Origin of the sequence: Halomonas sp. BC1 (assembly GCF_002078135.1) — a bacterium.
GTDB lineage: Bacteria > Pseudomonadota > Gammaproteobacteria > Pseudomonadales > Halomonadaceae > Vreelandella > Vreelandella stevensii.
On the sequence record NZ_LFGS01000019.1, the window covers coordinates 156,330 to 182,721 of the forward strand.

The window sequence follows — 26,392 nt, forward strand, 5'->3', positions numbered from 1 at the left end:
AAGCGCTGTGTTGTGTGGAAGTCAAGACAGCGGCCTTAGTCTGCATCCAGTTGAACCGATTGAATATAGCGCGCACTGCGCTTGGTGCGGTCCTTTACGCGTCCGACCAGCTGCCCGCAGGCGGCATCGATGTCATCCCCACGGGTGGTACGGACAGTGGCGTTGTACTCCAGGTCATAAAGCCATTGCTGAAAACGCATGACCTGGTTGCGCGAGGGCTTTTCATAACCCGAATTGGGAAACGGGTTAAAGGGAATCAGGTTGATCTTGCAGGGCAGCTCCTTGAGGAGCGCGGCCAGCTGTTCGGCGTGTTCCTGCTGATCATTCACGTCCTTGATCAAGGTGTACTCGATGGTCACCTGACGATTGTCCGGGCATTTGGACAAATAGCGATGACAGGCATCCAGCAAGGCACGAATGTTGTACTTGCGGTTGATCGGGACGAGTTCGTTACGCAGCTCATCGGTGGAGGCGTGCAGCGAAATCGCCAGGCTGACGTCGATCTCATCGCCGAGTTTATCCATCATCGGCACGACGCCCGAGGTGGACAGGGTGACGCGGCGCTTGGAGAGGCCATAGCCGTTGTCGTCGAGCATCAGCTTCATGGCGGGCACGACGTTGTCGAAATTCAACAGCGGTTCGCCCATGCCCATCATGACCACGTTGGTCACCGGACGGTTGGCGGTGTCCCGCCGAGGGCCGACGCTGCGTTGCGCTACCCACACCTGGCCAATGATCTCTGCAGCCGTCAGGTTACGCTGGAAGCCCTGTTTGCCCGTGGAGCAGAAGCTGCAATCCAGCGAACAGCCGACCTGTGACGATACGCACAGGGTGCGTCGTTTACCGTTCTCTGCCGGGATCAGCACCGTCTCGACATAGCTGCCATCTTCCACTTCGAGCACCCACTTGCGCGTGCCGTCGCTGGAGGTGCCTTCATACACGACGCCTGGGCCGCGAATCTCGGCCACCTGAGCGAGCTTGTCGCGCAGCGGTTTGGACAGGTTGGTCATCACGGCAAAGTCATCGACGCCCTCCTGGTGGATCCACTTCATGACCTGGGTGGCACGGAATTTCTTCTCACCAATGGAGGAAAAGAAGACTTCCATTTGCTCACGGGAAAGCCCCAGCAGGTTCTGGCGTGCGGGCTCCGCCTGCGAGGCAAGGTCAGGCGTGGCGAGGGAAGACGGTGATGATGGGGCGGCAGTGGTAGTCATGGCGGTCAGCGTTCAGAAAGAGGCGGGGGCCAGGCCCCCGCAAAAATGGCCGGCAACGAATGTTGAAACGGCAGCGCTGGTTTAGCGCGGGCAGATTTCGTCGTTACCGAAGAAGTAGCTAATTTCGCGTGCAGCGCTTTCGGCTGAGTCGGAACCATGGACAGCGTTGGCGTCGATTGTTTCCGCGAAGTCGGCGCGGATGGTGCCCGGAGCGGCTTCTTTCGGGTTGGTAGCCCCCATCAGTTCACGGTTCTTGGCAATGGCGCCTTCCCCTTCCAGCACCTGTACGACGACCGGACCAGAGGTCATGAAGCCGACCAGATCCTTGAAGAAAGGGCGCTCTTTGTGCTCGGCGTAGAAACCACCGGCTTTCTCTTCGGAAAGGTGCAGCATCTTGGCCGCGACCACTTTCAGGCCAGCCTTTTCGAAGCGTGCGATGATGTCACCGATGGCATTCTTGGCCACGGCATCGGGCTTGATGATGGAAAGAGTACGTTCAATCGCCATGCAGAAATCTCCTGGAAAGGGATAAAGCAGAAATTGCCGCCCCGGAAAGCCAGGGCGGCACAGGAAAATGTGTCCGGCCTTGTCTGGACGCTATGCCGCAGGCCGAGTGGCCGCGATTATAGCGTCTCACGCAGGGGATGAATACCGATGAGTGACGTCAAAGAGCGCTTAAACGGTAAAGCTTTCACCGCAGCCGCACTGATCCTTGACGTTGGGATTGTTGAAGCGGAAGAAGCGATTGAGCCCTTCGCTGACGTAGTCCACTTCGCTGCCGTCCAGCATCTCGACGGCATCGGTGGCCACGTAGACGCTGGCCCCGTGGGACTCGAAGTGCACGTCATCCGGCTGAGCCTCGTCGGCAAAGTCGAGCACATAGCTGTAGCCAGAGCAGCCGCTGGGTTTGACGGATACCCGAAGGCCAAGCCCCTTGCCGCGCTCTTCGAGGACGCGGTGGATCTGCTCGGCGGCGGCGGGGGAAATGTTAAGCGTTGCCATGGAGCACTCTCCTTGAAAAGTCGGTCGGTCAGCGGCCAGGCGCAGTGGCCTGGCGCGCCGAAGCACGCAGGCCGCTGACGGCGTGGTGCAGTAGTGTCAGTGCGTGGTCGATATCGGCTGGCTGGGTAAACCGTCCAAAGCTCAAGCGCAGCGAAGAGAGCGCCAGCCGACGGGGCGTTCCGATGCCCAGCAGGACGTAAGAGGGGTCGACGCTGGCCGAGTTGCAGGCAGAGCCTGTAGACACGGCAACGTCGCGCAGGGCCATCAGCAGCGCTTCACCATCGACACCCTCGAACGCGAGATTGAGAATATTGGGCACCCCGTGCTGCTGGGGCGAGTTGGGAATGACGCCCTCCAGCGTGCTCAGGCCATTCAGCAGTTGCTCGCGAAGGGCGGCAATATGCGCCTGATCCTGAGCTTGCTGCTGCTGCATGACGGCAAAGGCTTCCCCCATGCCCGCAATCTGGTGGGTGGGCAGCGTGCCGGAACGCATGCCGCGCTCGTGCCCGCCGCCGTGAATCAGCGCTTCGACACGCATGTCCGGATGGCGTTTCACGTACAGAGCGCCCACCCCTTTGGGGCCATAGGCTTTATGGGCAGACAGCGACATCAAGTCGATGTGCTGTTCGACCACGTCCAGCGGGATGCGTCCTACCGCCTGAGCGGCATCGGTATGGAAGGCCGCGCCAAAGTCGTGGGCCACGGCTGCCAGCGCTGCGATGTCGTTGATGCTGCCCAGCTCGTTGTTCACTGCCATCAGCGACACCAGGGCGGTGTCATCGCGCATGGCCTCGCGCAGCTGTTCGGGGGTGATGCGCCCGTCCCGCTGGGGCTTGAGCCAGGTGACCTCGAAGCCTTCGCTTTCCAGCGCCCTGGCGGTATCCACCACCGCCTTGTGTTCGATGGACGAAGTGACCAGGTGCATGCCGCGCTGGCGATTGGCGCGCATGAAGCCGATCAGCGCCAGGTTGTTGGCTTCGGTAGCACCGCTGGTCCACACGATCTCGCGGGGGTCGGCATGAATCAGGTCGGCCACCTGACGCCGTGCCTGCTCCACCACCTGCTCTGCCTGCCAGCCCAGCATGTGGCTGCGCGATGCCGGGTTGGCAAACAGTTGGTCGACGGTCAGGTAGCGGGTCATCACCTCGGCCACGCGCTCATCTACCGGCGTAGTGGCGGCATAATCGAGGTAAATGGGCAGTGAGGGGGTGGCGGTCATGGGCTTGATTTCCAACGGGCAGTGAGTGGCGTCAGGGGGGACGAAGCAAGGATCCCGGCGTCGGCGCGCTGCTTCTGTCGAGCGGCAATGCGAATGACGTCCGGGCGCTGCATCAGCTGCGCCAGCGTCACGTCATCCAGAAAGTGACGTATCTGACCCGAAAGTTCGCACCACAAGTGGTGGGTCAGGCAGGTGTCGCCCTGCTGGCAGTCGGACAGCCCCTGGCAGCGGGTGGCATCGACGGTTTCATTGACCGCATCGATGACCTGGGACACGCTGATCTCGGCGGCAGGTCTGGCAAGAAGATAACCGCCGCCCGGGCCACGCACGCTGGTGACCAGCCCGCTGCGCCGCAGCCGCGCAAATAGCTGCTCCAGATATGAGAGCGAAATCTCCTGGCGCTGGGATATATCGCCCAGGCTGGTGGGGCCTTGTGGCGTATTGATCGCCAGATCCAGCATGGCGGTAACGGCGTATCGGCCTTTGGTCGTCAAGCGCATAACAGGTACCTCGTCGCTGAGCCTCAGCGCACTGGCGGCAAGTGTAGCGCCATTATGGAAATCCTGAGTGCTTTGGTCAACTATTGGGACGGCTGTTGGTGTCGTCAGCGGTATCCACTGCTTCACTGCGCGTCTTACCCAGTCCGGGGCAGCCGGTATCGGCCTCATCCAGGATGTCGGCGAAGTCCTCATCTTTCAGTTCGGGCAGTTGGCCGTCACGGTAGCTGGCATCCAGCTTGCGCAGGGTAGAGCACATGCGTTCGATACGCTCGTCCACGGCGTGCATATGGTCCAGCATGGCCTGCATGGAGCGTGCCACTGGGTCGGGCATGTCCTGGCTGACGCCATAGGCATCGAAGCCGAATTTCTGGCAGATGGCTTCGCGTCGGGCCGGGTCGATATCCAGCGCTTCCTCGATATCGGGCTCGGCGCGCTTGACGATCTTGCCAGGAATACCGACCACCGTTGCACCGGCAGGCACCTCTTTGGTGACCACGGCGTTGGAGCCAATCTTGGCGCCGGCCCCAACCGTGAACGGCCCCAGGATCTTGGCGCCAGCCCCGACGATCACGCCATCTTCCAGGGTGGGGTGACGCTTGCCTTTATTCCAGCTGGTGCCGCCTAGCGTGACCCCCTGGTAGAGCGTCACGTTGTCGCCGACCTGGGCGGTTTCGCCGATCACCACGCCCATGCCGTGATCGATAAAGAAGCGCCGACCAATGGTGGCGCCGGGGTGAATCTCGATACCGGTCATCCAGCGGGAGAAGGTAGATACCGTGCGCGCCAGCCACTTGAAGTTCTTCTTCCATAGCCAGTGGCCACAACGGTGCAGCAGCAGGGCATGCAGGCCCGGGTAGTTGGTCAAGACTTCGAGAAAGTTGCGTGCCGCTGGGTCGCGGTCGAATACGCTGTTGATGTCTTCGCGCAGGCGTTGAAACATGGGAGTGTCCTTGGGCGTAAAAGCGGCAGCGTGGCAGGCTGTGTATGGGTCGGCCCCCAAATGTGGGGGCGCCACTGGATAACTTCAAGTTTAGGCCATGGGGCGACGATAACGCCTCTCAGCGCGGCGTTGTGTTCGGCTGGGCGGCCTTTTCCGTGGCCGACAGGATGCCGCGCAGAATGTTCATCTCCATTTTTTCGGGGCGAGCACGCAGGTACAGGCGGCGCAGGCGCGCCATCAGCTGGCGCGGCTGTGCGGGGTCATGAAACTCGATGGCGATCAGCGTGCGCTCCAGATGCTCGAAGTACCGCTCCAGCTCTTCGTGGGACGCCAGCGCGGCTGCTTCGTCATCCTCTTGAGCGGGAGGCGCGTCGGCTTGCGTCAGCCAGGCCATGCGGCACTCGTAGGCGAGTACCTGTACCGCCGCCGCCAGGTTCAGCGAGCTGAAATCCGCATTGGTGGGAATGTGTACGTGGGCATGGCAGCGCTGCAGCTCGGCATTGGTCAAGCCGCTGTCCTCGCGCCCAAACACCAGCGCGATGCGCGCGTTGGCAGGGCGGCACTCGGCTGGCAGGCGCTCGGCCAGCGCTCGGGGGGAGATCATCGGCCAGGGCAGCGTACGTGAGCGAGCGCTGGCACCCACGGCCAGGGTGCAGTCGGCCACGGCATCTTCCAGCGTGGCATGAATGGCTGCCTGATGGAGCAGATGGTCGGCCCCTGACGCCCGAGAGATGCTCTCCTGGGTGAGCACGTCGCAGCGGGGGGCAACGAGCGCCAGATCCGCTAGGCCCATGTTGTGCATGGCGCGCGCCACGCCACCAATGTTGCCAGGATGGCTGGTGCCAATAAGAACGATTCGAATGCGGTCAAGCATGATAAGCCCGGTTCACGACGTAAAAGGCGCAGTTTAGCACGAGTCGATGGCATGCCCGAGGGGCCTCTGATAGAATTGCCCGCCATTAAGGTGTCCTGCGCCTGCCCCGTTCTTTAACATCACTGTGACAAGGCCCGATCATGAATCCAATGGTCCAATTTACGCTGCGCGCTGCGCGCTGCGCGGTTGAACATTTTTTGCGTGTCCGTGAGCGTATCGAAAACGCCCACGAAGAATTCAATCTTGACCGCCTGCTGGAAGACACGGCCCGCAAGGCCGAAGCCACCATCGTTCAGCAACTGCAGCGCGGCTATCCGCAGCATGGCTTCTCCGGCCGCTACACCCCCCATCAGGCGGGTAAAGGCGAAGGCGAAGAGATCGTTTGGAAGATCGAACCCCTTCACGGCTACTCCAATCTGGCCGTGGCAGGCAAGGGCTTTGCACTCTCAGTGGTGTGTCTCATCAAGGGTCGCCCCGAACACGCGGTGGTGGTCTCTCCCTTTGGCGATGACGAATACATCGCCAGCCGCGGCCGTGGTGCCCAGCACAACGACAAACGTATGCGCGTGAGCAAGCCCACGGCCATTCCCGGCACCCGCATGGCCATGAGCCTGCCGGAAGCCTGGCTGCGCCCCAGCCATCTGCCTGCCTATCTGACCGTGACGCAGCAACTGGCCCCCCAGGTGGAAACCCTGGTCGCCACCGGCTCTGGCCTGCTGGACATTTGCGAACTGGCCGCTGGCCGCGTCGACAGCGTGTTCGTCCTGGGCCTGGAAGAGCAGGACATGCAGGTCGGTATGCTGCTGCTGAAAGAAGCCGGCGCGCTGATGGGCACGCCCGACGGCCAGCCCACCGTGACCGCAGAAGGCCAACTGATGGCCGCTGGTCCGCGCCTCTATAAAGCACTGATCAAACAGCTGGCGCCGCATTTCTGATAAGCCTTGTGTCACTTGCTCTTGATAGCGCCCTGCCGGGATTCCGGCAGGGCGTTTTTCGTTGTGCGCTTGATTTGTGGTCGCGTCAGCGCTCTGATGAGTGCCTTGAGCCATAGGGAGGTAAAACGATGCGTGAACTATCGGCGATAGCCGTTTTTTGTGGATCCAATGCCGGAGGGTCGCCCGACTATGCCAAGGGCGCTGCACGACTGGGTACTCATTTTGCCCACGGCGGTATCAAGCTGGTATACGGCGGCACCCACAAAGGGCTGATGGGCGCACTGGCGGATGCGCTGTTGGCAGCTCAGGGGCAGGCCCATGGCGTGATCACCGAACGCTTGCATGCCAAGGGGCACCTGCACCAAGGGCTCCAGACGCATGAAGTGGTGGCCACCATGCGTGAGCGCAAAGGCCGGATGGCGGATCTATCGGATGCCTTCATTGCCTTGCCGGGCGGGATTGGCACCCTGGAAGAGTTCATGGAAGTGTGGACGTTGAATCAACTGGGCGAAATACAGAAGCCGCTTGGTTTGTACAATATCAACGGCTTTTTTGACCCCTTCATGGCCTTTATCGATCATATGATCGCAGAGCGCTTTCTACCTCCAGAGCACCGAGGCTCTATCGTGCTTGAAAGCGACCCGCATAAGCTGTTGCAGGGACTGCACGACTATCAGCCCACCACGGTGCCCAAATGGCTGCCGTCTGCATGATGCCAGCGTGCTATACGCTGGCCTCCATCTGATCCAGACATTGAGTGAGCTGGTCGGCAAAACGAGCGGCGGCGACCGACAGCGTGCGGCCCCGGAGCTGGGCGCAAATCAGTGGGGCCGTGGGCACGTCACGTTCATCGATCGGACGCGAGATGATGGTATTTTCCTGGGCCATGTCGGGTGTGCCGATAGCGATTTGAAAGCCGACACTTCGGTGATCTTGCAGTAGCCCCCGCATCAGTTCGAAGGAGTTGGTCTCGGCGCTGATCTGGGCCTGATGGGTACGGCGTACCAGTATCGGGCTCAGCAGCTCCCTGACCCCCAACGAAGCGTCGGGCAGTACCAGAGGGTAATTCAGACACTCGCTCAGTCGAACCTTGGGCTGCTCGGCCAACGGGTGCTGTGCCGACATCAGCGCCACGACGGGCTGGGCCACCATGATGAGCTGCAAGACCTCAGAGCTCATCTTGGGGAACACTACCACGGCCAGCTCCGCTTCAAACGACATCAGCGCTTTCAGGGCTTCGCCTCGGTCTGCAATGCGAATCGAAAAAGAGACCCCCGGATGTCGCTCGCGAAACTGGCGGATCTGCTCAGGCAGGAATTTGAGCGCCAAGGCCTGGCTGGCGACGACCGATACATGGCCCTTGCGTAACCCCTTTAGCCCCTCGATTTCTGAGCGCACCCTATCCAGGTCCGCCATGTGGCGGCGCACGTAATCCAGAAAGATCTCGCCTGCTGCGGTCAGCCGCATGCCCTTGGAGTGGCGCTCGAATATCTGGGTGCCCAGCTCTTCTTCGATTTGCTGGATGCGGCGATCCAGCGCAGAGGGTGTGATGTAGAGCGCTTCCGAAGCGCGCCGGATCGACCCCGCCCTGACCACGGCATCGATGTATTCGAACAGGCGTAAGTGCTTCATGTCTTCTCCTGTGTTGAGTTTTTTAGAACACTATCCGAATTTTTTAGCAATAGATATCACCACAAAGGCGGCGCTAGTCTGAAGCAGTCACCAAGGAGACTGCCATGTCCAGCTATCCCGATGCCTCCCACCGCGTATTGAATCGAGCACGACCCTCCGTGGTTTCTCTGGTTAGAGAGACACCCGAGCCGCAACGCTTGACGCTGATGGCTTCCCCCTGCTCGGTCACCCTCGATCTGGCCAGAAGCGCGCTGGTGGTAGTGGATATGCAGAACGACTTCTGTCATCCACAGGGCTGGTTCGCCAGCAGCGGCATCGATATTGCTTATGCAAGGGAGATCATCCCCGGCTTGGCAACGCTGATGGCGAGCGCGCGGCAGCGCAACGTGCCGGTCATACACCTGCACTGGGGAGTGCGCGCCGACACCATGGAGTTGAGCACTGGCCAACTGATGTTTGGTCGTCAGTTTGGCCAGCGCCAGGGCTATGGGGAGCGCTCTGCGTCAGGCCACTCCATTTTGGTGCGTGACGAGTGGGGTGCGGCTGCTATCGATGAATTGGCTCCCACCAACGAAGACATCGTGGTGCACAAGAGCCGTTTCAGTGGTTTTTGGCATACCGAACTGGACGCCATTCTGCGGCGACTGGATATCACCACGCTGCTACTGGCAGGCATCAATACCGAGCGTTGCGTGATGGCGACGCTCCAGGATGCCTCGTTTCTTGGCTACAACGTTGTGCTCATGGAAGAGGCGGTGGCTACACCGTCGCCTGACGTATCGCGACAGGCAGCATTGACGTTGATTAGACAGCTTTACGGGTTCACTGCGCGGGGCTGCTCGCTGGACGAGCAGTAACTCGCTCATCTCGCTGTTCAACTGGAGGTACTTCCATGCACTTATCGACCAAGCACTTAACAACGATGTCGTTGGCTATCCAGACCTGGCGCCGGGCCATCCTGGTACTGCTGGTTTCCCTGTGGATCGCCCCGGCTTCTGCGGAGACGTCTCTACGAATGGTATTGAACTGGTCGTATCAAGGACCCCAGGCCTGGTTCTTTCTCGCCAAGGAGCGAGGTTACTTTGCCGAGGAGGGGCTAGACCTGCGCATCGATCAAGGGTCTGGGTCGGGCGCCGCCGTGGGTAGCGTGGCCTCCGGCGCCTACGATGTCGGGTTTGGCGATATCAATGCCTTGATCAACTACGCCGCCAACCATCCGGATGATTCGCCTGTGGGGGTGTACATGCTCTACACCCAACCGCCTTTCACCATTGCCGTGACTTCAGACAGCGATATTCATGAACCCGCTGACCTCGAAGGCAGAACCATTGCCGGACCCGCCAATGACGGCGCCCTGCGCCTGTTTCCGGCCTTTGCCGCGCTGGCAGGCATCGATGCGGACAGTGTCGAGATCATGAACATCGAGCCGCGTCTGCGTGAGCAAATGCTCAATCGTGGGCAGGTCGATGCAGCCTTTGGCTTCGTCAATACGGTGCGTTTCAACGCCATGTTGGCAGGTATCGACCCTGACGAGCGTTTGCGCTTCATTCGCTACGGCGACCACGGCATGGACCTCTACTCCAATGCGATCATCGTGTCGCGTCGGCTGGCCGATGAGAACCCCGAGGCGGTGCGCGGGCTGGTGCGTGCCATCAACCGTGGTGTTGCCGACGTACTGGCGGACCCGGAAGCGGGCATGGAAGCCGTCATGGCGCAGGAGCCATTGATCAATCGGCAGGTCGAGACCGCTCGCTTGGCGGCCACCATCGAAGATGAAATGAACCACCCTGAGCTGCCCGAGATCGGCCTGGGCAATATCGATGAAACGCGCATGCAAGAAGCCATCGACATCGTGGTGTCGGCCTATGGGCTAGCACATACCCCTGCTCTGGAGGAGGTGTTCCGCACGGATTTCCTGCCTCCTGAAGAAGAGCGCATTTACTCCCTTTACGAATGAGGACCGCGTCATGGACTTGAAACTGGGTAACAAGATCGTTGCGATTACGGGGCCGGTAAAGGGGATGGGAGAAGCCATTACCCGAGCCTTCGCCGAAGAGGGGGCAAAGCTGGCCTTGTTGGCCAGGGATACCCAGGCCGTAGCCTCGCTGGAGCAAGCGCTGCGTGAGCAGGGAGCGGACGTCGTGCTGGTGGCATGTGACATCACGCACTCCGACCAGTGCGAGCGGGCAATAGCGCATATTCAGGAGGCGTTTGGCGATGTGCCGGATGTGCTCGTCAACGTGGCTGGCGGTTCGGGGCCGGTGGGCAAATCGGGCGCGGAAACGACGTTCGAGGAGTTCGAGGAGATCGTGCGTCTCAACATGGCAGGCTGCTTCAACACCATGCGCGCGGTGCTGCCGGGCATGATGGCTCGGCGTAGCGGCAAGATCGTCAATGTGGGTGGCACCTTCGGCATGCGTGGCAAGGCAGGTCGAATGGCCTACTCCGCCTCCAAGTGGGGCCTGCGGGGGATCACCAAAAGCATGGCGCTCGAAGCCGGCCCTTACAACATCAACATCAATATCGTGGCGCCGGGCATGGTCGATGGTGAGCGCTTTCGCAGCAAAGTGTGCCCCGACATGGCGGCAAAGCTGGGCATCAGCGAAGAGGAAGCGGCCCAGAAACATGCCGCCGACTATGCACTGCAGCGCATTTCCACCGCCCAGGACATTGCCGATGCTTGCCTGTTCATGGCGAGCGACCGTTCACGACAAATCACCGGCGCCGACTTGCCCGTAGATGGCGGCTGGGCCGCACTTTGACAAGGAATCCTCTCATGACACACGCAGATCTCGTGATTATCAATGGCCAGGTCGTCAGCCATGAAGCCACCCAGCCTGCGGCGATTGCCATCCGCGATGGCAAAATCATTGCCGTGGGCGACGAGGCCAGCATGCCACCCGCCAAAGACGTATTGGACGCCAAGGGCTTGCACCTGTTGCCGGGGGCGATTGACGTCCATGTGCACTTTCGAGAGCCAGGCTACACCCACAAGGAAACCTGGGAGAGCGGCACGGCGGCAGCGGCCATGGGCGGTGTCACCACCGTCTTCGATATGCCCAATACCCACCCGCCCACGGCAACTCCCGATGCCTTCGAGGACAAGCTGGCGCTGGCGAAGCAGCAGGCCTATGTCGACTTCGGTATTTATGGGCTGATGGCCGAAGACAACGTCGATCAGTTGGAAGCCCTGGCAGAGAGCGGCGTGATTGGCTTCAAATGCTTCATGGGGAACACCTTCGGTAATCTTCCGTCGCCTTCCACCGGGGCGATGCTGGAAGCCTTCGAACGGGTGGCCCCCTATGGCCTGCGCACCTCCCTACACGCCGAGACCGCCTCCATCATGGCGTGGCGTTACGAGCGCTTGCGCAAGGCGGGCCGCAATGACGCGCTGGCGCACGTGGCTGCGCGCCCGGATGTGGTGGCGGTGGAGGCCGTCTCACGCGCCGCCATTCTGGCCGAATGGACGGGAGCTCGTATTCACGTTCTGCACGTTTCCTCGGCCGCCGAGCTAAGGCCCATGCGTGAGGCAAAACAGCGTGGCGTCGATATCACCAGTGAAACCTGTCCCCACTATTTGATGATGGACACTCATGACTACGCGTCGCTGGGCAGTCTGATGCGCGTGAACCCGCCCATTCGCGAGGCCAAGGATAGCGAAGCACTCTGGGAAGCGTTGCGTGATGGCACGGTCGACATGATTGCCACGGACCATGCGCCCCATACGCCAGAAGAGCAGTACAAGGAGGTGATTTGGGAGGCAGATTGCGGCTTTCCAGGCGTCGAAACGCAAATGCCCTTGATGCTGACCGCTGTCAGCGAAGGGCGTATCACTCTGCAGGATTACGTGCGCATCAGTGCCGTTGCTCCCGCCAAGGCCTGGGGGCTGTACCCACGGAAAGGCGCACTCATGGTGGGGGCGGATGCCGATATTGCCATCGTCGATCTCGAGCGCCGTGAGGTCATCGATCAGCAAGCGCTGCATTCCCATCGTGCGCGGGCCACGCCATTTCATGGCTGGGCCGTGACGGGAATGCCGGTGCATACCCTGGTGCGTGGGCGCTTTGTCATGCGAGACCGTGCCCTGCAAACCGCCGCCAAAGGCACCGGCATGTCCGTGAAGAGGGTGCAGCAAATGACCCTGCCAACGCTCGTAAACAGTGACAAGACGCTGGCCGCCGAAGTGGCCAGGGCGAACGTCCAACAAGGGGAGCTAGCATCATGTTAACCATGTCCGTAGGCAACCAGACGACCGTGACCGCAGAGCCGCAGAGTGAGGCTGGCAGGGAGGCCATCAAGCTGGAGGGAGCAGAGGTGATTTATGGTCGTGGCAAGAAGATGACCCAGGCACTTGCACCAACACACTTGAAGGTAGAGCAAGGGGAGTTCGTGGCCCTGGTGGGGCCATCCGGATGCGGCAAGTCGACCATCCTCAAGCTGGTCAGTGACTTGCTGGCGCCGTCATCGGGGCATGTGCATGTCGGAGGGCGCGAAGTCGGTGCCAAGCGGGTGGGCGTTGGCATGGCCTTTCAAAACCCGACCATGCTGCCTTGGCTGAGTGTGCGTGACAATGTCATGTTGCCCTTGAAAATCGTACCGCCGTTTCGCTCACGCTATCGTCAGGCGCGGAAAGGGGAGTTTCGCGATCGGGCCGAAGCATTGCTGGAAAAAGTCGGCCTGAAGGGGTTTGGCGACAAACAGCCCTGGCAACTCTCCGGTGGCATGCTGCAACGGGCGTCACTGTGTCGGGCCTTGATTCATGACCCGGAACTGCTGCTGCTGGATGAACCTTTCGGCGCGTTGGACCAGTTCACCCGTGAAGAGCTGTGGGGAATCCTGCAGAACCTGTGGCTGGAGAGCCAGCCCACGGTACTGCTGGTCACCCACGACCTGCGCGAGGCGGCTTACCTGGGGACGCGTATCTGCGTCATGAGCCCGCGCCCCGGCAAGATCATCGATGATCAGAAAGTCCACCTGCCCAGGCCGCGCACCATTCCCATGACCTACGAGCAGGACTTCGTCCAGCTCACGCAGCAACTGCGTGAGTTGATCACCCACACTCGGCCAGATGCTGCCTAGGAGAAGTCCCATGGAACTCGTCGATAAACTACGCCAGAAACTTGCGGCAGCGCTGTTGATTCTGGGCTTCTTCGTCGCCTGGGAAGTCATTTGCCTAGTGTTTGGCGTGCCGGAAATCGTGCTGCCACGGCCCAGTCAGGTCATGGAGACCCTGATTGCACGCTTTCCGCAGTTGCTACCCCATGTCATGCAGACATTGAGCACGACGCTCACCGGCTTTGTCATGGGAGTAACGGCAGGCCTGGTGCTGGGGGCCATCGTCGGCTCTTCGAAGGTGGCCTACGATACGGCTTACCCCCTGCTGGTCGGCTTCTCATCGATTCCCAAGGTGGCGGTGGTGCCGATCTTCGTGCTCTGGTTTGGCAGTGGCACCGTGCCCGCCGTGCTGACCTCTTTCATCATCTGTATTTTCCCCGTGGTAGTGAATGTGGCTACGGGGCTGGCGACCACGGAGCCCGAGCTGGAAGACGTGCTCAAATCCCTGGGGGCCAAGAAGCGCGAGATTCTCTGGAACGTGGGCATCCCACGCGCCATGCCCTACTTTTTTGCCTCTCTGAAAGTGGCGATCACACTGGCCTTCGTCGGCACGGTATTGGCAGAAACCATTGCCTCTAACCGAGGCATTGGCAACGTCATGATGATTGCCACCTCCAGCTTCGATGTCCCCCTCGTGTTTTCGGGGCTCTTCCTGCTCGCCATGCTCGGCGTCACCCTATACCTGGTCTTCTCTCTGATCGAGCGCAAGGTAACGGGCTGGGCCATGCGTAAATCAGAGCTGCCTGCGGCTTGAACGTTTCAAGGAGATAACCATGAAAAGTGTTTCATACCTCAAACGCCTGTGGTGGGCATGCCTGTTGATGCCGATGACGGCGAACGCCGAGTTGACGCGAGTCAATTTCACGCTGGACTGGAGTTTTCAGGGGGTACATGCCTGGTACTTCCTGGCCAAGGAGCGCGGTTACTTCGAGGAGGAGGGGCTGGATGTACGCATCGATCAGGGCGATGGCTCTGCGGCAACGGTCAGCCGGATCATGTCGGGCGCCTATGATGCTGGTTTTGGCGATATCAATGCGCTGATTCAAAACGCCGCCGAGCGACCCGAGCAGACCCCGGTCATGGTCTACCAGATATACAACCAGCCGCCGTTTGCCCTGCTGACGAAAGCCGATGGCCCCATCCAGGGGATCGACGATATCGAAGGGGCCACGTTGGGCGCTCCTGCCGGTAGTGCTTCCACGCGCCTGTTTCCCGCCTTCGCCGAGGCCGCCGGGATCGACCTGGCGCAGGTCAGCATTACCAACGTCGCCCCCAACCTGCAGGAGCAGTTGCTCCATCGAGGTGATGTCGATGGGTCACTGGTCTTCAATGTGACCAGCTACATGAACCTGGTGTCGCAGGGGCATGATCCCGATAGCGACTATCGCTGGTTTCCCTACGGTGACTATGGCGTCGAGGTGTACTCGAATGGCGTGATGGTCTCTCGAACGATGATGCAGGAGCAGCCCACGGCAGTGGCCGGGTTGGTTCGGGCGATCAACCGTGCCGTGCAGGACGTGATACAGGACCCCGAGGCGGGCATCGCCGCACTGTTGCGGGAAGAAGGGTTTCTCGACCGGGAAGCGGAAACGCGCCGACTCCAGTTTGCCCTCGACAATGTCATCGTGTCTGACGAATCCAGAGCGCTAGGCGTGGGAGCGCTCGATGAGGAACGGCTGGCGCGTTCGATTGACACCATCGTCGCGCTATACGAGCTGCCCACTACGCCGGACGTGGCCGATATCTACAGCGCGGAATTCTTGCCGCCCCTCGATGAGCGCACGCTTTGACGATGCCACCAAGCTCGCCAGAGCGTCACCATCATCGTTGTACTGGAGAGGCCTTCATGAGCCACCACACCTTTGCTGCCGCACTGCGCGGCAGCGCTTTTCAATTGGAAGGGCCTTGTTCGCTGCAGGTGCGTGATGGGCGCATCGCGGAGGTCATGAGCACGGCACACACGACAGCCACCCGAGAAAAACGGCTGGTCATGCCGGCCTTGGCGAATGCCCATGATCATGGCCGCCCATTGTCCACCAGTTCGTTTGGTGCTGCGGGAAAACCGCTGGAAACCTGGCTGCTGCGCCTGGCCGTGATGCCGTCCGTGGACCCTTACGTGGCGGCCTGTGCAGCGTTTGGGCGTGCCGCCGAAGGCGGCTGTGCTGCCGTCATGATGCACTGCACGCGGCCTCAGGGGCTGGACTCGTTGGTCGATGAAGTCAGGAAAGTGGCCCAGGCTGCCCAGGACGTAGGCATTCGACTGACCTTTGCCGTAGGGATGCGTGATCGAAACCCTCTCGTATACGGCGACCATGGCGCGCTGACAGCGCAGCTGAAGCAGGAAGAGCAACACGTCATCCAGCGCTATTTCAGCCTGCCATCCATGACCCCGGCTGAGCAGGTCCGGCAAGTCGAGGCCATGGCAGCGTCGCTGGAGGGGGTAGCGTTGAATCTGCAGTTCGGCCCGACCGGCGTGCAGTGGTGTTCCGATGAGCTGCTGCGTGAGATTGCCGATGCGTCGGCGCAGAGCGGGCGTCGTGTGCATATGCACCTGCTGGAAACACGTTATCAGCGAGAGTGGGCCGACCATCACTTTCCTCAAGGCATCGTTCGGTACCTGGCCGACATCGGATTGCTGTCGCCGCGTCTTACCCTGGCGCACTGTGTCTGGGCGCGGCCCGAAGAGCTTGAGCAGATAGCGTCGGCGGGGGCCACCATTGCCGTCAACACGAGTTCCAACCTGCATCTGCGCTCGGGCATCGCTCCCGTCGGCAACATGTGGCAAACAGGTTGCAAGGTAGCCATGGGCATCGATGGTTGTGCGCTGGACGAAGACGACGATGCATTGAGAGAAGTGCGCCTCAATGCACTGCTGCATGCACCGCCAGGTTTTTCCGATGACGCTACTCGCCAGCGAATGTTGACCGCTGCCACCAGCGTGGGGCGCATGTCGCTGGGCTGGGAGCACCCGGCCTTACTGGAGCAGGGCGATGTCGCCGACTGGATCACGCTGGATCTCGATCGCTTGAATGGAGATGACCTGATGAAGGTGGACAGCGTGGATTTGCTGTTTGCACGGGCTACCCGCCGCCACCTGGACAGCGTCGTGGTCAGTGGGAAGCAGATCGTCGAGCGCGGCAAACTCATGACGCTGGATCTTGAGCAGGTTCACGAGGAGCTGCGTGATATGTATCGCCACGCCTTGCACCAGCGCGCTGACCTGCAGCGTGCCTGGCCCGCCATCGAACATCATGTAGCCGCTTACTACCGCGACCGCATGGGATGTTGTTAAGGAGTTAGTCGATGAATCATTTGAAACACTGGCTGGAGCAGCGCGCAGACGAGCAGGTGGCCATGCTTCGGCAACTGGTACAAGTGCCTTCGGACAACCCCCCGGGTGATGGTATAGCCCACGCGCAGTGTGCCACCGAATGGCTAGAAAAACTGGGCTTCGAGGTCGAGCAACACCCAGTGCCCAGCGCATTATGTCGGCAGCATGGATTGCAACGAGTCACCAATCTGGTGGTGCGACATCGTTTTGGACCTGGTCCCGTCGTCGCGCTCAATGCCCATGGGGACGTGGTGCCCGCGGGGGGAGGCTGGAGCAAGGACCCGTATGGCGGGGAAGTCGACCTGGGCTGGCTGTATGGACGGGGAGCCGCCGTTTCCAAAAGTGACTTCGTGACCTATGCCTACGCGCTGAAGGCGTTGATTGATACGCAAGCGCTGGAGACGGGCAGTGTCGAACTGCACTTTACCTACGACGAAGAGACCGGCGGTTTTACGGGGCCTGCCTGGCTACTGTCCGAGGGTATTTCTCGACCGGATTATGCCGTGTGTGCCGCTTTTTCATATCAGGTGATCACTGCCCACAACGGTTGCCTGCACCTGGAGGTCGTGCTCGAAGGGCGCTCTGCTCATGCCGCCTGGCATCACACCGGTAGTGATGCCATTGAAGCGTCCCTGCCCGTGCTGAGCGCTCTCTATCGCTACCGTGAAACCCTGGCTGAAAAAGTCTCCGCTTACCCTGGGGTCAATGCTCCCTCGTTGGTGGTCGGCACCATCGAGGGAGGCATCAATACGAATGTGGTGCCCGACCGTGTGGTCATGACCATCGATAGGCGGATCATTCCTGAGGAATCGCCGGATGTCGTCGAGCAAGAGTTGCGGTCAGTGATCGAAGCAGCGGTACCTGAGAGCGCCATACGCGTGAGCATCCAGCGACGCCTATTGGCCAAGCCGTTCACCTCGACACCTGATTCCGAAAAGGTCGCCAGCCTGTTTGCCAGTGAGGCACAAAAGGTGCTGGGAGTTCCCGTAGGTACCGGCGCCATGCCTTTGTACACCGATGCTCGCCACTATAGTGAAGCGGGCGTTCCGACCATCATGTATGGCGCGGGCCCCAAGGACCCGCTCGACGCCAATGGGCACCGTGCGGACGAACGTGTGCCGGTTCATCTGTTGACCGATGCCGCTTTGGTCGTCGCCAATAGCCTCAAGCGGTTACTCGCTTGATCAGTCGCTAATACAAAGAAAAAGGCCTTGTCGCTTTCGCGGCAAGGCCTTTTGCTGAAGGGAGCTCACGCCTTACGGCAGCTCTTCTTCCTCTTCATCCACTTCTTTCCTGGTCGGGATCAGGTCTTCCCGAGAAAGCTTGAGCGGAATCAGCAGGGCGCCAGAGATGTAGATGGAGGAGAACGTACCCACACCCACGCCTATCAGCAATGCGATGGCGAAATTGTTGATCATGTCGCCGCCCAACATCAGCAGGGCCAGCAGTACCAGGATGGTGGTGCCGGACGTTGCCAGCGTACGGGATAGGGTGGCATTGATCGCTTCGTTGATGATTTGTGGCATGTCATCGATACGCGACGTACGAATGGCTTCCCGGATACGGTCGTATACCACGATGGTATCGTTGAGGGAGTAGCCGATAACCGCGAGCAGGGCCGCCAGTACCGTCAGGTTGAAGTCGAGCTGGAACAGCGCGAAGATGCCCACCACGATGATCACGTCGTGCATCAATGCCAGCAGGGCGCCGATGGCGAACTTGTACTGAAAGCGCAAGGCCACGTAAACCATCACGACGCCGAGGGCTACCAGCATGCCCATGCCGCTCTGGTCGCGCAGTTGCTCGCCTACCTGAGCACCCACGAACTCTGCGCGGACCAGGTTGACGTCAGCGCCTTCGGCGCGCAGCAGTCCGACGATCTCGCTGCCGATGTCGGGGTCAAAGGCCTGCTGCAGGCGAATCAGGATTTCGGTGGAAGCACCGAAGGTTTGCACGGACACATCCTGAAAACCGCTGTTTTCCAGCAGTTGGCGAATGGCATCCAGCGACGGTGCGGCACCGTAACGTACTTCGACCAGGGTGCCGCCCGTGAAGTCCAGCCCCAGGTTGAGCTGCTGAACAACGATGGCACCGATAGAGACGATCAGCATCACCGCCGAGACGATGAACGCAAGGTTGCGTCGTCCCATGAAGTCGATGCGTAGCTGCGATAGGGGTTTCATTACCACCTCTTCAATTCTGTGCGGAGCGCGTATGTCTGCTTCACGAGATCAGATCCAGAGCTTCTTGACGGGCTTGCTGCCATAGGTGAGGTTGACCATGGCGCGCGTGACCAGCAGGGCCGTGAACATCGAGGTCAGGATACCGATGGAGAGCGTGACCGCGAAGCCTTTGACCGGGCCAGTACCAATCGAGAACAGGATGATGGCCACCAGCAGGGTGGTGATGTTGGCATCCACGATCGAGGTGAAGGCACGCTCGTAACCCGCATGAATGGCTTGTTGAATCGACAGGCCGTTGCGCAGCTCCTCGCGTATGCGTTCGAAGATCAACACGTTGGCATCCACCGCCATACCCAGAGTCAGCACGATACCGGCAATGCCCGGCAAGGTGAGGGTAGCTCCCAGCATCGACATCACGGCAATCAGCAGGGTCAGGTTGAGCGCCAGCGCCACGTTGGCGAAGATGCCGAACACCTTGTAGCGGATCAGCATGAACATCACCACCAGCAGCAGGCCAATCTGAACCGAGAGCAGGCCGCGTTCGATGTTCTCCTGACCCAGGCTTGGGCCGATGGTACGTTCCTGTACGAAGTAGATGGGCGCTGCCAGAGAGCCTGAGCGCAGCAGCAGGGCCAGTTCGGCGGCTTCGGTGGGCGAGTCGAGCCCGGTAATGCGGAAGCTGTTGCCCAGTGCGCTCTGAATGGTCGCCAGGCTGATCAAGCCGCGCTCCGTGTAGGGCTCGCGAATGATGGTCTGCTCGCCAGTCTCCGGGTCGGTCTCGACGCGGTCTTCGCTCTTGTGCTCGATGAACAGCACCGCCATGTTGCGCCCGATGTTGGTGCGCGTGGCGCGGTTCATCAATGTACCGCCGGTGCCATCCAGGTTGATGTTGACCTGTGGGCGGCCATTTTCATCGAAGCTGTGGCTAGCGCTGGAAACGCTGTCACCGGTAATGATCACGTCCCGCATCAGGTCTGCAGAACGGCCGCTGTCGTTACGGAAGTCGAAGCGCTCGGTTTCCATGTCGGGCGTGTCGTTACGCGCTTCCAGGCGGAACTCCAGGTTGGCCGTGGCGCCGACGATGCGCTTGGCTGCCACCGTGTCCTGAATGCCGGGCAGCTCGACCACGATCTGGCTGGGGCCCTGGCGCTGTACCATTGGCTCGGCCACGCCCAGCTCGTCGACACGGTTACGCAGGGTGGTCAGGTTCTGGTTGACCGCATAGTCCTGAATCTCGCTGACCGTTGCGTCGCTGAGTGACATGACCAGACGGGAGGCTCGGCCATCGCCCTGGTTGCTGTAATCGAAGTTGGGGAAGTCGCGGCTGATCAATCGGCGAGCAGCGTCGCGATCTTCGCTGCTGGCAAAATCGATGGACAGCGAACGCTCGGCGATCTCCGTATTGCGGTAACGGATGCGCTCGCCACGCAGCAGTTCACGGATGGCGCTGGCATTGACTTCCAGGCGCTGGGTCAGGGCTGCTTCCATGTCGACTTCCAGCAGGAAGTGAACGCCGCCGCGCAGGTCCAGACCCAGCGTCATGGGTGTGGCGGAGAAGGCCTGCAGCCAACCAGGCGTGGCTTCCGCCAGGTTCAAGGCAACGGTGGCGCCGCTACCCAGCACGTCAGTCGCGATATCCCGCGCATTCAGCTGGTCATCGTTGCTTTGCAAGCGAATCAACCACTGCCCGTCGACCTCTTCCACGGCCTTGATGGCAATGTCGTTGTCGGTCAGCGCTTGTTCGACGCGATTGATTTGCCGCTCATCGAGCATGTTGCCTTGGGCATCGCTCACCTGAATGGCGGGATCGGCGGGAAATAGATTGGGAAGCGAATAGATAAGGCCAACCACCAGGACGACCAGTATCAGCAGATACTTCCACAGGGGGTAACGGTTGAGCATGCAAGCCCTGCCTTCAATTACAAACGGAATCGCTGTGCACAGACAAGTTGTGCACAGCAACGTTCACCATCGACGCTACCATGTCACCCCTGCCGGGGTGGCTGGCACGGAGTCGGCAGGGGGAGGTGCGAGCGTTAGATGGACTTAATGGTGCCCTTGGGCAGTACGGCAGCCACGGCATTCTTCTGCACGTTGACTTCGGTACCTTCCGATACTTCCAGGGTCAGGAACTCATCGCTGACTTTGGTCACGCGGCCTACCAGGCCACCACCGATGACCACTTCATCACCCTTGGCCAGGCTGGAGACCAGCTGACGGTGCTGCTTGGCACGTTTTGCCTGGGGGCGCCACAGCAGGAAGTAGAAAATCAGCACAAAGCCGACGAGCATGACGATTTGCGCAATACCACCGCCAGCGGCGGCTTCCTGGGCATGGGCTGGTGAGATGAAGAAATCCAGCATTGCAGAGAACTCCTGAGTTAGAACAATGGGTGAACCGGTTGACGCCACTCAGCATGGCCGGTGGCGGTTAGTTATCAGGTTTCAGGTCCCGCAAGGGGAGGCACCGGCAAGCCGCGCCGTGCATAGAAGCCTTCCACAAAGGTCGTCAATGTACCCGCTTCGATTGCCGCGCGCAAATCAGCCATGACGCGCTGGTAGTAGCGCAAGTTATGGATGGTGTTGAGCATCGAACCGAGCATTTCGTTGCAGCGGTCCAGGTGGTGCAGGTAGCCACGGGAAAAATGCTGGCAGGTGTAGCAGTCGCACTCTTCATCCAGTGGACGCGTGTCGAAGCGGTGCTTGGCATTGCGGATCTTGACGATGCCGTCCGAGGTGAACAGGTGCCCGTTACGCGCATTGCGGGTCGGCATGACGCAGTCGAACATGTCTACGCCGCGGCGCACGCCCTCGACCAGATCCTCGGGTTTGCCGACCCCCATCAGGTAACGCGGGGTGTCGTCGGGCATCCAGGTGGGCAGGTAGTCGAGGACCTTGATCATCTCTTCCTTGGGCTCACCCACCGACAGGCCGCCGATGGCCAGGCCGTCGAAGCCAATGTCCAGCAGCCCCTTGAGCGAGCGTTCGCGCAGTTCGGGGTACATGCCGCCCTGAATGATGCCGAACAGTGCCGAAGGCGAGTCACCGTGAGCCGTGCGTGAGCGCTTGGCCCAGCGCAGCGACAGCTCCATCGACTTCTCGGCCTCTTCGAAAGTGGCTGGGTAGGGGGTGCACTCATCGAAGATCATCACCACGTCAGAGCCCAGCGAGCGCTGCACGGCCATGGACTCTTCCGGCCCCATGAACACTTTGCTGCCGTCCACCGGCGAGCGGAAGTGCACGCCTTGCTCGGTGATCTTGCGCATCTCGCCCAGCGAGAAGACCTGAAAGCCGCCTGAGTCGGTGAGGATCGGCTTGTCCCATTGGGCGAAGTCGTGCAAGTCGCCGTGGGCTTCGATGACATCGGTGCCCGGGCGCAGCCAGAGGTGGAAGGTGTTGCCCAGGATGATTTCCGCGCCAATCTCTTTCACCGACTCGGGCGTCATGCCCTTGACGGTGCCGTAGGTACCCACCGGCATGAAGGCTGGCGTCTCTACCGTTCCCCGTGGGAAGTGAAGGCGGCCCCGGCGCGCACGGCCGTCTTCCGCAAGGCGCTCAAAGCGCATAAAGCATTCGTTTCGCATCACAGTCGCTCGTTGATCTATCGGGTGGCACAGCGCTAGCGGGTGAGCAGCATGGCATCGCCATAGCTGAAGAAGGCGTAGCGCTCTTCTACCGCCGTGCGGTAGGCGTGCATGATGTGGTCATAGCCTGCAAAGGACGACACCAGCATCAGCAGCGTCGACTCGGGCAGGTGAAAGTTGGTGATCAGTGCATTGACACAGCGCCACTGGTAGCCAGGGTAGATAAAGATATCGGTATCGCCGCTGAACGGGGCGATCTTACCGTCGCTGCTTTTCATGCAGGCACTCTCCAGGCAGCGCACGCTGGTGGTGCCTACCGCTACCACGCGCTTGCCGGCCGCCAGGGTATCACGCACCTGCTGGCAGGTGGCTTCGGTGACCTCGATCCACTCGCTGTGCATGTGGTGTTCGAGGATGTTGTCGACGCGCACGGGCTGAAAGGTGCCTGCGCCCACATGCAGGGTCACGAAGGCACTTTGAATGCCTTTTTCGGCCAGTGCATCCAGCAGCGGCTGATCGAAGTGCAGCCCCGCCGTAGGAGCGGCCACGGCCCCATCGCGGCGCGCATACACGGTCTGATAGCGTTCACGGTCGCTCAGCTCGTCTTCCCGAGTGATGTAGGGCGGCAGCGGCATATGGCCGTGCTGCTCCAGCAGAGCAATCATCGGCGTATCGCCCAGAAAGCGCAGCTCGAACAGCGCATCGCGGCGGCCTTCCACCACGGCATGAATGTCGCCTTCGAAGATCAGCTCGGTGCCCGGCTTGGGCGACTTGCTGGAACGCAGATGGGCAAGCCCACGGTGGCTGTCCAGCGGGCGCTCCAGCAGCATCTCGACTTTTCCGCCACTGGCCTTGTGGCCGTGCAGGCGTGCCGGTATCACTCGGGTGTCGTTGAATACCAGCAGGTCACCTGGCTCCAGCAGCTCCAGCAGATCGGGAAAGCGACGATGCGCCAGCGCACCGCTCTGGCCATCCACACATAGCAAGCGGCAATCGCTGCGCTGCTCGGACGGATAGCGAGCAATCAGCTCATCGGGTAGCTCGAAATGGAAATCTGCTCGCTGCATGGGGAAGTGCTCTTTCGGTGGTCAAACAAGCCGCCTAGGATAGCGCTTTAGGCGTATAAAGTCAGTCGATGTGATTGACCTTGCAGGTTAACTCCGTATAATGCGCCTCCTATGCCGGTGTGGCGGAATTGGTAGACGCAGCGGATTCAAAATCCGCCGCCTTTACGGGTGTGCCAGTTCGAGTCTGGCCACCGGCACCAAACATGAAGGGCCTGACGTTCAACGTCAGGCCCTTTTTGGTCATGTCCAAAGTGTCCTTTCGTGTCGCGGTATTCTGCCCGAGAGCGCCCATGTGTTTTCTAATGCTCTTAAACAGGGCATTACCCCCTCTTTTTTCAGGTTTCTTTCCTACTTCTTTATGAAATACTTGACCCCATTTGAATGGCTCCTTTCCGTGAGGCTGCCGGGGCGACGGTCGCCTAACTAATTAGAAAACGCATTCGCCATGAGCGCTTGCGAACCTTCAGTGGAGATGTGCTCAATGGTGATGTCATCAGCCGATATTCTCAAGTCGACACAGCCCGGCGTTGTGAACGGTCATTTACTCAATGGCGTCAGGGTCAGCAGCGTAGAGGCTCAGGGCGCTTGGCAAGCACTTGCCGACACCCGCAGCGACGTATCGCGCATTGAAGTACCGGCAGATCCCCATGAGCGCGTGGCCTTCGTGCGCCGCTGGATGGAAAAGAACCAGAAGACTCTCAAGCAAGGTGGCATGGCCGCCACGCTCGTCCTGCCCTTGCTCGCCCAGCAGGCCTTGGCCGATAAAATGGTGCCAGTGAATGACCTGCAAGGCGTGTCAGAAGTCATTCGCCAGCCCAACGGCAGCCTCACACTGATGATGAACAGCGGCCAGCGTATCGATCTGGCGGCGGCGGACGTGGCGCTGGCCAACGGGCGTGTCGTGGTCGATGTGGACGCTCTCATGCAACAGCTCGGTAATGACAGCGGTCTTCTGGTGCCGCTCAGTCAGCTGCCGGATGTGCAAACCTGGGAGCTGTTGCCGGACGGGAACGTTCTGGTGACGATGGCCGATGGGTCGCAGGTCGTGGTGCCACGCTGGGCGGTGGTCGAGCAGGGTGACCTGTTGTTGATCAGCCCCAGCGATGCCCTGCAGCAAGGCATTGCCGCTGGAGAAGACTTCGGTAATTTACTGTTCGTGCCAAGCGCCTCGTTTACGTCGGCACCATCGGGCGCCGCTGCCGCGGCGGGGACCACTGGCTCGAACAGTGCGCCGGTTAGCTCGTTTGCCGATATCCCGCCATGGCTTTATATCGGTGGTGGTGCCATTGCGGTAGGTGCGGCGGCTGCAGGCGGTGGTGGTGGCGGTGGCAGCTCGCCAGCACCTGAGCCAGCACCAGAACCAGAGCCAGAACCAACGCCAGAGCCGCCTGTAACGGTGAGCGGTTATGTCATTGATGGCTATATTTCAGGCGCTACCGTTACACGAGCGCTTGACGCTAATAGTGTGACGACCAATCGAGAAGGCTTTTTTGAGGGCTTGCAGGGCAGCGGTATCTTGACCGCGACTGGCGGGGTCGATATCTCGACCGGTCTGCCTTTTGTCGGTGAGCTGCGGGCGCCTGAGGGGGCGACCGTCATTACACCGCTCACCACTATGATGGTACAACTGGCTCAGCAGTTTAATTTGAATGATGCGGACGCCCAAACGGCTATTAAAACGGCGTTAGGACTCGACCAGCGTATTGACCTGGTGAACACTGACCCTCTGGCTGAGTCGTCGCCGAACGCAGACTTGCTTATTGCCGGTGTCAAGGTTTCGAGTTTGTTGGCCATGGCTGCGACGGCAGGTATCAGTAATGAGGATGCTCTGTCTCTGCTGGCTGAGGCGTTTAATGAGGCTGATGATGTCGATGCGCCACTCAGTAATCAGGAAATGGCCGATTTACTGGGTTTGCCGACAATTGCAGGCCAAGTGACGCAGGCGCTGGATGCCATTGATGCGGCGGGTGAAAATCTGAATGTAGAGGCCTATCGTGAAGGTGTGCGTAACCCGCTGCGCGATGCACAGCGTGATGCGCAAAATCCTGATAGCAGTCTATCCGACACTATTGAAACCCGTGCCGACCTACCCTATTTGACGTTACAGCAAGCCGTTACGCTGTCACAAAATAACGAATTACCCTCTCAGTATTTGCTTAATCCGGACCAGCCCTTTGCGTCCGGTAATCTCGGGCTAACGGTGGCAGCTGACCGCTTGGTGCTTGTGCAGCAAATTCTGGAAGGTGACTACGATGCTGATAGTGCCCCCATCGCGCTTGAAGATATATATACGTGGGCTATTCGCGCACGTGTAGAAGATGTATTGGTGACAGGTGGTCTTGAGCGCCCAGCGGTATTGGGTGCCACACGTGTCATGGTAACCAACGACACCATTAGGCCTGACCAGTTTGCAGATTTAAACACGCTGGATAACTTTGTGTTGGGCAACACGATAGTGCCTTATCGTTTGGAGCAGGCGCTTAATACATCTGAAATGCCTGCGAATTATACTCTTGACCCAGATACTCTACTGCTCAAAAACGACTTGACGCTTCGCGAAGCAGCGGAGTTGATTGATGCAACACGTTTGCTGATAGACCGTGCAGTTAATGCCGAAGAAGATGGTTTGACGCGAGAGATGCTGCTTGACTGGACTGTTTTGGATAGCTTCCAAAACGTTATTAGCGCGTCCAGTGCTGATCCTCAGTTGAATGAGGCGGGGCGTGTGAGTGTGACCGAATCCATAATTACACCGGCTCAATTTTCACAGCTGAGCAGGCTTGATAATTTTGACCTA

General features: G+C 60.1%; 24 protein-coding genes, 1 tRNA gene and 1 pseudogene. 13 read left to right on the plus strand and 13 right to left on the minus strand.

The window, feature by feature from the left end:
* Positions 1 to 35 precede the first annotated feature (35 nt).
* From rlmN to trmJ, 7 genes are all read right to left on the minus strand, one after another.
* Positions 36 to 1,214: a 23S rRNA (adenine(2503)-C(2))-methyltransferase RlmN gene (gene rlmN / locus B7L72_RS14790; RefSeq protein ID WP_026001827.1), complete on the minus strand. Its 1,179-nt coding sequence runs from the start codon at positions 1,212 to 1,214 to the stop codon at positions 36 to 38.
* 81 nt (positions 1,215 to 1,295) lie between these two features.
* Positions 1,296 to 1,721, minus strand: a complete 426-nt coding sequence (gene ndk, locus B7L72_RS14795) for a nucleoside-diphosphate kinase (protein WP_016914919.1) — start codon at positions 1,719 to 1,721, stop codon at positions 1,296 to 1,298.
* A 168-nt stretch (positions 1,722 to 1,889) separates the two neighbouring features.
* Positions 1,890 to 2,216 carry a HesB/IscA family protein gene (locus tag B7L72_RS14800; RefSeq protein ID WP_016914918.1) on the minus strand — a complete coding sequence of 109 codons (327 nt, stop codon included), beginning with the start codon at positions 2,214 to 2,216 and terminating at the stop codon, positions 1,890 to 1,892.
* 28 nt (positions 2,217 to 2,244) lie between these two features.
* On the minus strand, positions 2,245 to 3,435 hold the full coding sequence (locus B7L72_RS14805) for an aminotransferase class V-fold PLP-dependent enzyme (RefSeq protein WP_081136578.1): 1,191 nt from the start codon (positions 3,433 to 3,435) through the stop codon (positions 2,245 to 2,247).
* Entirely contained in the window at positions 3,432 to 3,935 is a 504-nt protein-coding gene (iscR, locus tag B7L72_RS14810) for a Fe-S cluster assembly transcriptional regulator IscR (RefSeq protein WP_081136576.1), read from the minus strand. The genes B7L72_RS14805 and iscR overlap by 4 nt, the downstream gene beginning before the upstream one ends.
* Positions 3,936 to 4,011: 76 nt before the next feature.
* Positions 4,012 to 4,875 carry a serine O-acetyltransferase gene (gene cysE, locus B7L72_RS14815; protein ID WP_081136574.1) on the minus strand — a complete coding sequence of 288 codons (864 nt, stop codon included), beginning with the start codon at positions 4,873 to 4,875 and terminating at the stop codon, positions 4,012 to 4,014.
* 118 nt (positions 4,876 to 4,993) lie between these two features.
* Complete coding sequence (gene trmJ, locus B7L72_RS14820) at positions 4,994 to 5,749, minus strand: tRNA (cytosine(32)/uridine(32)-2'-O)-methyltransferase TrmJ (RefSeq protein ID WP_081195252.1); 756 nt, start codon at positions 5,747 to 5,749, stop codon at positions 4,994 to 4,996.
* A gap of 140 nt (positions 5,750 to 5,889) precedes the next feature.
* Between trmJ and B7L72_RS14825 the strand changes: the two genes are divergently transcribed.
* Both B7L72_RS14825 and B7L72_RS14830 read left to right on the plus strand, forming a co-directional pair.
* The gene (locus B7L72_RS14825) at positions 5,890 to 6,684 is read left to right on the plus strand and encodes an inositol monophosphatase family protein (protein WP_081195254.1); all 795 of its coding nucleotides are present in this window, start codon (positions 5,890 to 5,892) and stop codon (positions 6,682 to 6,684) included.
* A 128-nt stretch (positions 6,685 to 6,812) separates the two neighbouring features.
* Positions 6,813 to 7,397, plus strand: coding sequence for an LOG family protein (locus B7L72_RS14830; RefSeq protein WP_081195256.1), 585 nt, complete (start codon positions 6,813 to 6,815; stop codon positions 7,395 to 7,397).
* A gap of 10 nt (positions 7,398 to 7,407) precedes the next feature.
* On the opposite strand, the gene B7L72_RS14835 is transcribed toward B7L72_RS14830, so the two are convergent.
* Positions 7,408 to 8,316: a LysR family transcriptional regulator gene (locus B7L72_RS14835; RefSeq protein WP_081195257.1), complete on the minus strand. Its 909-nt coding sequence runs from the start codon at positions 8,314 to 8,316 to the stop codon at positions 7,408 to 7,410.
* Positions 8,317 to 8,420: 104 nt separating this feature from the next.
* On the opposite strand from B7L72_RS14835, the gene B7L72_RS14840 reads away from it, so the two are divergent.
* Genes B7L72_RS14840 through B7L72_RS14880 form a run of 9 tightly spaced genes read left to right on the plus strand, consistent with a single transcriptional unit; the run spans position 8,421 to position 17,946 of the window.
* Positions 8,421 to 9,173: a cysteine hydrolase family protein gene (locus tag B7L72_RS14840; RefSeq protein WP_081195258.1), complete on the plus strand. Its 753-nt coding sequence runs from the start codon at positions 8,421 to 8,423 to the stop codon at positions 9,171 to 9,173.
* A gap of 35 nt (positions 9,174 to 9,208) precedes the next feature.
* Positions 9,209 to 10,273, plus strand: coding sequence for an ABC transporter substrate-binding protein (locus B7L72_RS14845; protein WP_254893827.1), 1,065 nt, complete (start codon positions 9,209 to 9,211; stop codon positions 10,271 to 10,273).
* Between the two features lie 10 nt (positions 10,274 to 10,283).
* A complete protein-coding gene (locus B7L72_RS14850; protein WP_081195260.1) occupies positions 10,284 to 11,078 on the plus strand; it encodes an SDR family NAD(P)-dependent oxidoreductase in 795 nt (264 codons plus the stop codon).
* Positions 11,079 to 11,092: 14 nt separating this feature from the next.
* Positions 11,093 to 12,544 carry an allantoinase AllB gene (allB, locus tag B7L72_RS14855; RefSeq protein ID WP_081195262.1) on the plus strand — a complete coding sequence of 484 codons (1,452 nt, stop codon included), beginning with the start codon at positions 11,093 to 11,095 and terminating at the stop codon, positions 12,542 to 12,544.
* A complete protein-coding gene (locus B7L72_RS14860; protein ID WP_081195264.1) occupies positions 12,538 to 13,395 on the plus strand; it encodes an ABC transporter ATP-binding protein in 858 nt (285 codons plus the stop codon). Before allB ends, B7L72_RS14860 begins: the two co-directional genes overlap by 7 nt.
* Before the next feature lie 10 nt (positions 13,396 to 13,405).
* The gene (locus tag B7L72_RS14865; RefSeq protein WP_039180287.1) at positions 13,406 to 14,185 is read left to right on the plus strand and encodes an ABC transporter permease; all 780 of its coding nucleotides are present in this window, start codon (positions 13,406 to 13,408) and stop codon (positions 14,183 to 14,185) included.
* Positions 14,186 to 14,204: 19 nt separating this feature from the next.
* On the plus strand, positions 14,205 to 15,221 hold the full coding sequence (locus B7L72_RS14870) for an ABC transporter substrate-binding protein (RefSeq protein WP_081195266.1): 1,017 nt from the start codon (positions 14,205 to 14,207) through the stop codon (positions 15,219 to 15,221).
* Between the two features lie 56 nt (positions 15,222 to 15,277).
* On the plus strand, positions 15,278 to 16,723 hold the full coding sequence (locus tag B7L72_RS14875) for an amidohydrolase family protein (RefSeq protein ID WP_081195268.1): 1,446 nt from the start codon (positions 15,278 to 15,280) through the stop codon (positions 16,721 to 16,723).
* Positions 16,724 to 16,734: 11 nt separating this feature from the next.
* Positions 16,735 to 17,946, plus strand: a complete 1,212-nt coding sequence (locus B7L72_RS14880; RefSeq protein WP_081195270.1) for a M20/M25/M40 family metallo-hydrolase — start codon at positions 16,735 to 16,737, stop codon at positions 17,944 to 17,946.
* A gap of 72 nt (positions 17,947 to 18,018) precedes the next feature.
* On the opposite strand, the gene secF is transcribed toward B7L72_RS14880, so the two are convergent.
* From secF to queA, 5 genes are all read right to left on the minus strand, one after another.
* Positions 18,019 to 18,945: a protein translocase subunit SecF gene (gene secF / locus B7L72_RS14885; protein ID WP_081195272.1), complete on the minus strand. Its 927-nt coding sequence runs from the start codon at positions 18,943 to 18,945 to the stop codon at positions 18,019 to 18,021.
* 48 nt (positions 18,946 to 18,993) lie between these two features.
* The gene (gene secD, locus B7L72_RS14890; protein ID WP_081195274.1) at positions 18,994 to 20,847 is read right to left on the minus strand and encodes a protein translocase subunit SecD; all 1,854 of its coding nucleotides are present in this window, start codon (positions 20,845 to 20,847) and stop codon (positions 18,994 to 18,996) included.
* A 134-nt stretch (positions 20,848 to 20,981) separates the two neighbouring features.
* Positions 20,982 to 21,308 (minus strand): preprotein translocase subunit YajC, encoded by a 327-nt coding sequence (gene yajC, locus B7L72_RS14895; RefSeq protein ID WP_016914910.1) that lies wholly within the window; start codon positions 21,306 to 21,308, stop codon positions 20,982 to 20,984.
* Positions 21,309 to 21,382: 74 nt separating this feature from the next.
* Positions 21,383 to 22,510 (minus strand): tRNA guanosine(34) transglycosylase Tgt, encoded by a 1,128-nt coding sequence (gene tgt, locus B7L72_RS14900; protein WP_139788520.1) that lies wholly within the window; start codon positions 22,508 to 22,510, stop codon positions 21,383 to 21,385.
* A 53-nt stretch (positions 22,511 to 22,563) separates the two neighbouring features.
* Positions 22,564 to 23,595 (minus strand): tRNA preQ1(34) S-adenosylmethionine ribosyltransferase-isomerase QueA, encoded by a 1,032-nt coding sequence (gene queA / locus B7L72_RS14905; protein WP_081136564.1) that lies wholly within the window; start codon positions 23,593 to 23,595, stop codon positions 22,564 to 22,566.
* A 113-nt stretch (positions 23,596 to 23,708) separates the two neighbouring features.
* On the opposite strand from queA, the gene B7L72_RS14910 reads away from it, so the two are divergent.
* A tRNA-Leu gene (locus B7L72_RS14910) sits at positions 23,709 to 23,795 on the plus strand.
* A 281-nt stretch (positions 23,796 to 24,076) separates the two neighbouring features.
* Positions 24,077 to 26,392: pseudogene (locus B7L72_RS18620) on the plus strand (calcium-binding protein); the annotation flags it as partial.

What these genes read in the sequence shown, in the direction of transcription:
- rlmN (WP_026001827.1), bottom strand. Translation starts at nt 1,214, where the DNA reads ATGACTACCACTGCCGCCCCATCATCACCGTCTTCCCTCGCCACGCCT.
- ndk (WP_016914919.1), bottom strand. Translation starts at nt 1,721, where the DNA reads ATGGCGATTGAACGTACTCTTTCCATCATCAAGCCCGATGCCGTGGCC.
- B7L72_RS14800 (WP_016914918.1), bottom strand. Translation starts at nt 2,216, where the DNA reads ATGGCAACGCTTAACATTTCCCCCGCCGCCGCCGAGCAGATCCACCGC.
- B7L72_RS14805 (WP_081136578.1), bottom strand. Translation starts at nt 3,435, where the DNA reads ATGACCGCCACCCCCTCACTGCCCATTTACCTCGATTATGCCGCCACT.
- iscR (WP_081136576.1), bottom strand. Translation starts at nt 3,935, where the DNA reads ATGCGCTTGACGACCAAAGGCCGATACGCCGTTACCGCCATGCTGGAT.
- cysE (WP_081136574.1), bottom strand. Translation starts at nt 4,875, where the DNA reads ATGTTTCAACGCCTGCGCGAAGACATCAACAGCGTATTCGACCGCGAC.
- trmJ (WP_081195252.1), bottom strand. Translation starts at nt 5,749, where the DNA reads ATGCTTGACCGCATTCGAATCGTTCTTATTGGCACCAGCCATCCTGGC.
- B7L72_RS14825 (WP_081195254.1), top strand. Translation starts at nt 5,890, where the DNA reads ATGAATCCAATGGTCCAATTTACGCTGCGCGCTGCGCGCTGCGCGGTT.
- B7L72_RS14830 (WP_081195256.1), top strand. Translation starts at nt 6,813, where the DNA reads ATGCGTGAACTATCGGCGATAGCCGTTTTTTGTGGATCCAATGCCGGA.
- B7L72_RS14835 (WP_081195257.1), bottom strand. Translation starts at nt 8,316, where the DNA reads ATGAAGCACTTACGCCTGTTCGAATACATCGATGCCGTGGTCAGGGCG.
- B7L72_RS14840 (WP_081195258.1), top strand. Translation starts at nt 8,421, where the DNA reads ATGTCCAGCTATCCCGATGCCTCCCACCGCGTATTGAATCGAGCACGA.
- B7L72_RS14845 (WP_254893827.1), top strand. Translation starts at nt 9,209, where the DNA reads ATGCACTTATCGACCAAGCACTTAACAACGATGTCGTTGGCTATCCAG.
- B7L72_RS14850 (WP_081195260.1), top strand. Translation starts at nt 10,284, where the DNA reads ATGGACTTGAAACTGGGTAACAAGATCGTTGCGATTACGGGGCCGGTA.
- allB (WP_081195262.1), top strand. Translation starts at nt 11,093, where the DNA reads ATGACACACGCAGATCTCGTGATTATCAATGGCCAGGTCGTCAGCCAT.
- B7L72_RS14860 (WP_081195264.1), top strand. Translation starts at nt 12,538, where the DNA reads ATGTTAACCATGTCCGTAGGCAACCAGACGACCGTGACCGCAGAGCCG.
- B7L72_RS14865 (WP_039180287.1), top strand. Translation starts at nt 13,406, where the DNA reads ATGGAACTCGTCGATAAACTACGCCAGAAACTTGCGGCAGCGCTGTTG.
- B7L72_RS14870 (WP_081195266.1), top strand. Translation starts at nt 14,205, where the DNA reads ATGAAAAGTGTTTCATACCTCAAACGCCTGTGGTGGGCATGCCTGTTG.
- B7L72_RS14875 (WP_081195268.1), top strand. Translation starts at nt 15,278, where the DNA reads ATGAGCCACCACACCTTTGCTGCCGCACTGCGCGGCAGCGCTTTTCAA.
- B7L72_RS14880 (WP_081195270.1), top strand. Translation starts at nt 16,735, where the DNA reads ATGAATCATTTGAAACACTGGCTGGAGCAGCGCGCAGACGAGCAGGTG.
- secF (WP_081195272.1), bottom strand. Translation starts at nt 18,945, where the DNA reads ATGAAACCCCTATCGCAGCTACGCATCGACTTCATGGGACGACGCAAC.
- secD (WP_081195274.1), bottom strand. Translation starts at nt 20,847, where the DNA reads ATGCTCAACCGTTACCCCCTGTGGAAGTATCTGCTGATACTGGTCGTC.
- yajC (WP_016914910.1), bottom strand. Translation starts at nt 21,308, where the DNA reads ATGCTGGATTTCTTCATCTCACCAGCCCATGCCCAGGAAGCCGCCGCT.
- tgt (WP_139788520.1), bottom strand. Translation starts at nt 22,510, where the DNA reads ATGCGCTTTGAGCGCCTTGCGGAAGACGGCCGTGCGCGCCGGGGCCGC.
- queA (WP_081136564.1), bottom strand. Translation starts at nt 23,595, where the DNA reads ATGCAGCGAGCAGATTTCCATTTCGAGCTACCCGATGAGCTGATTGCT.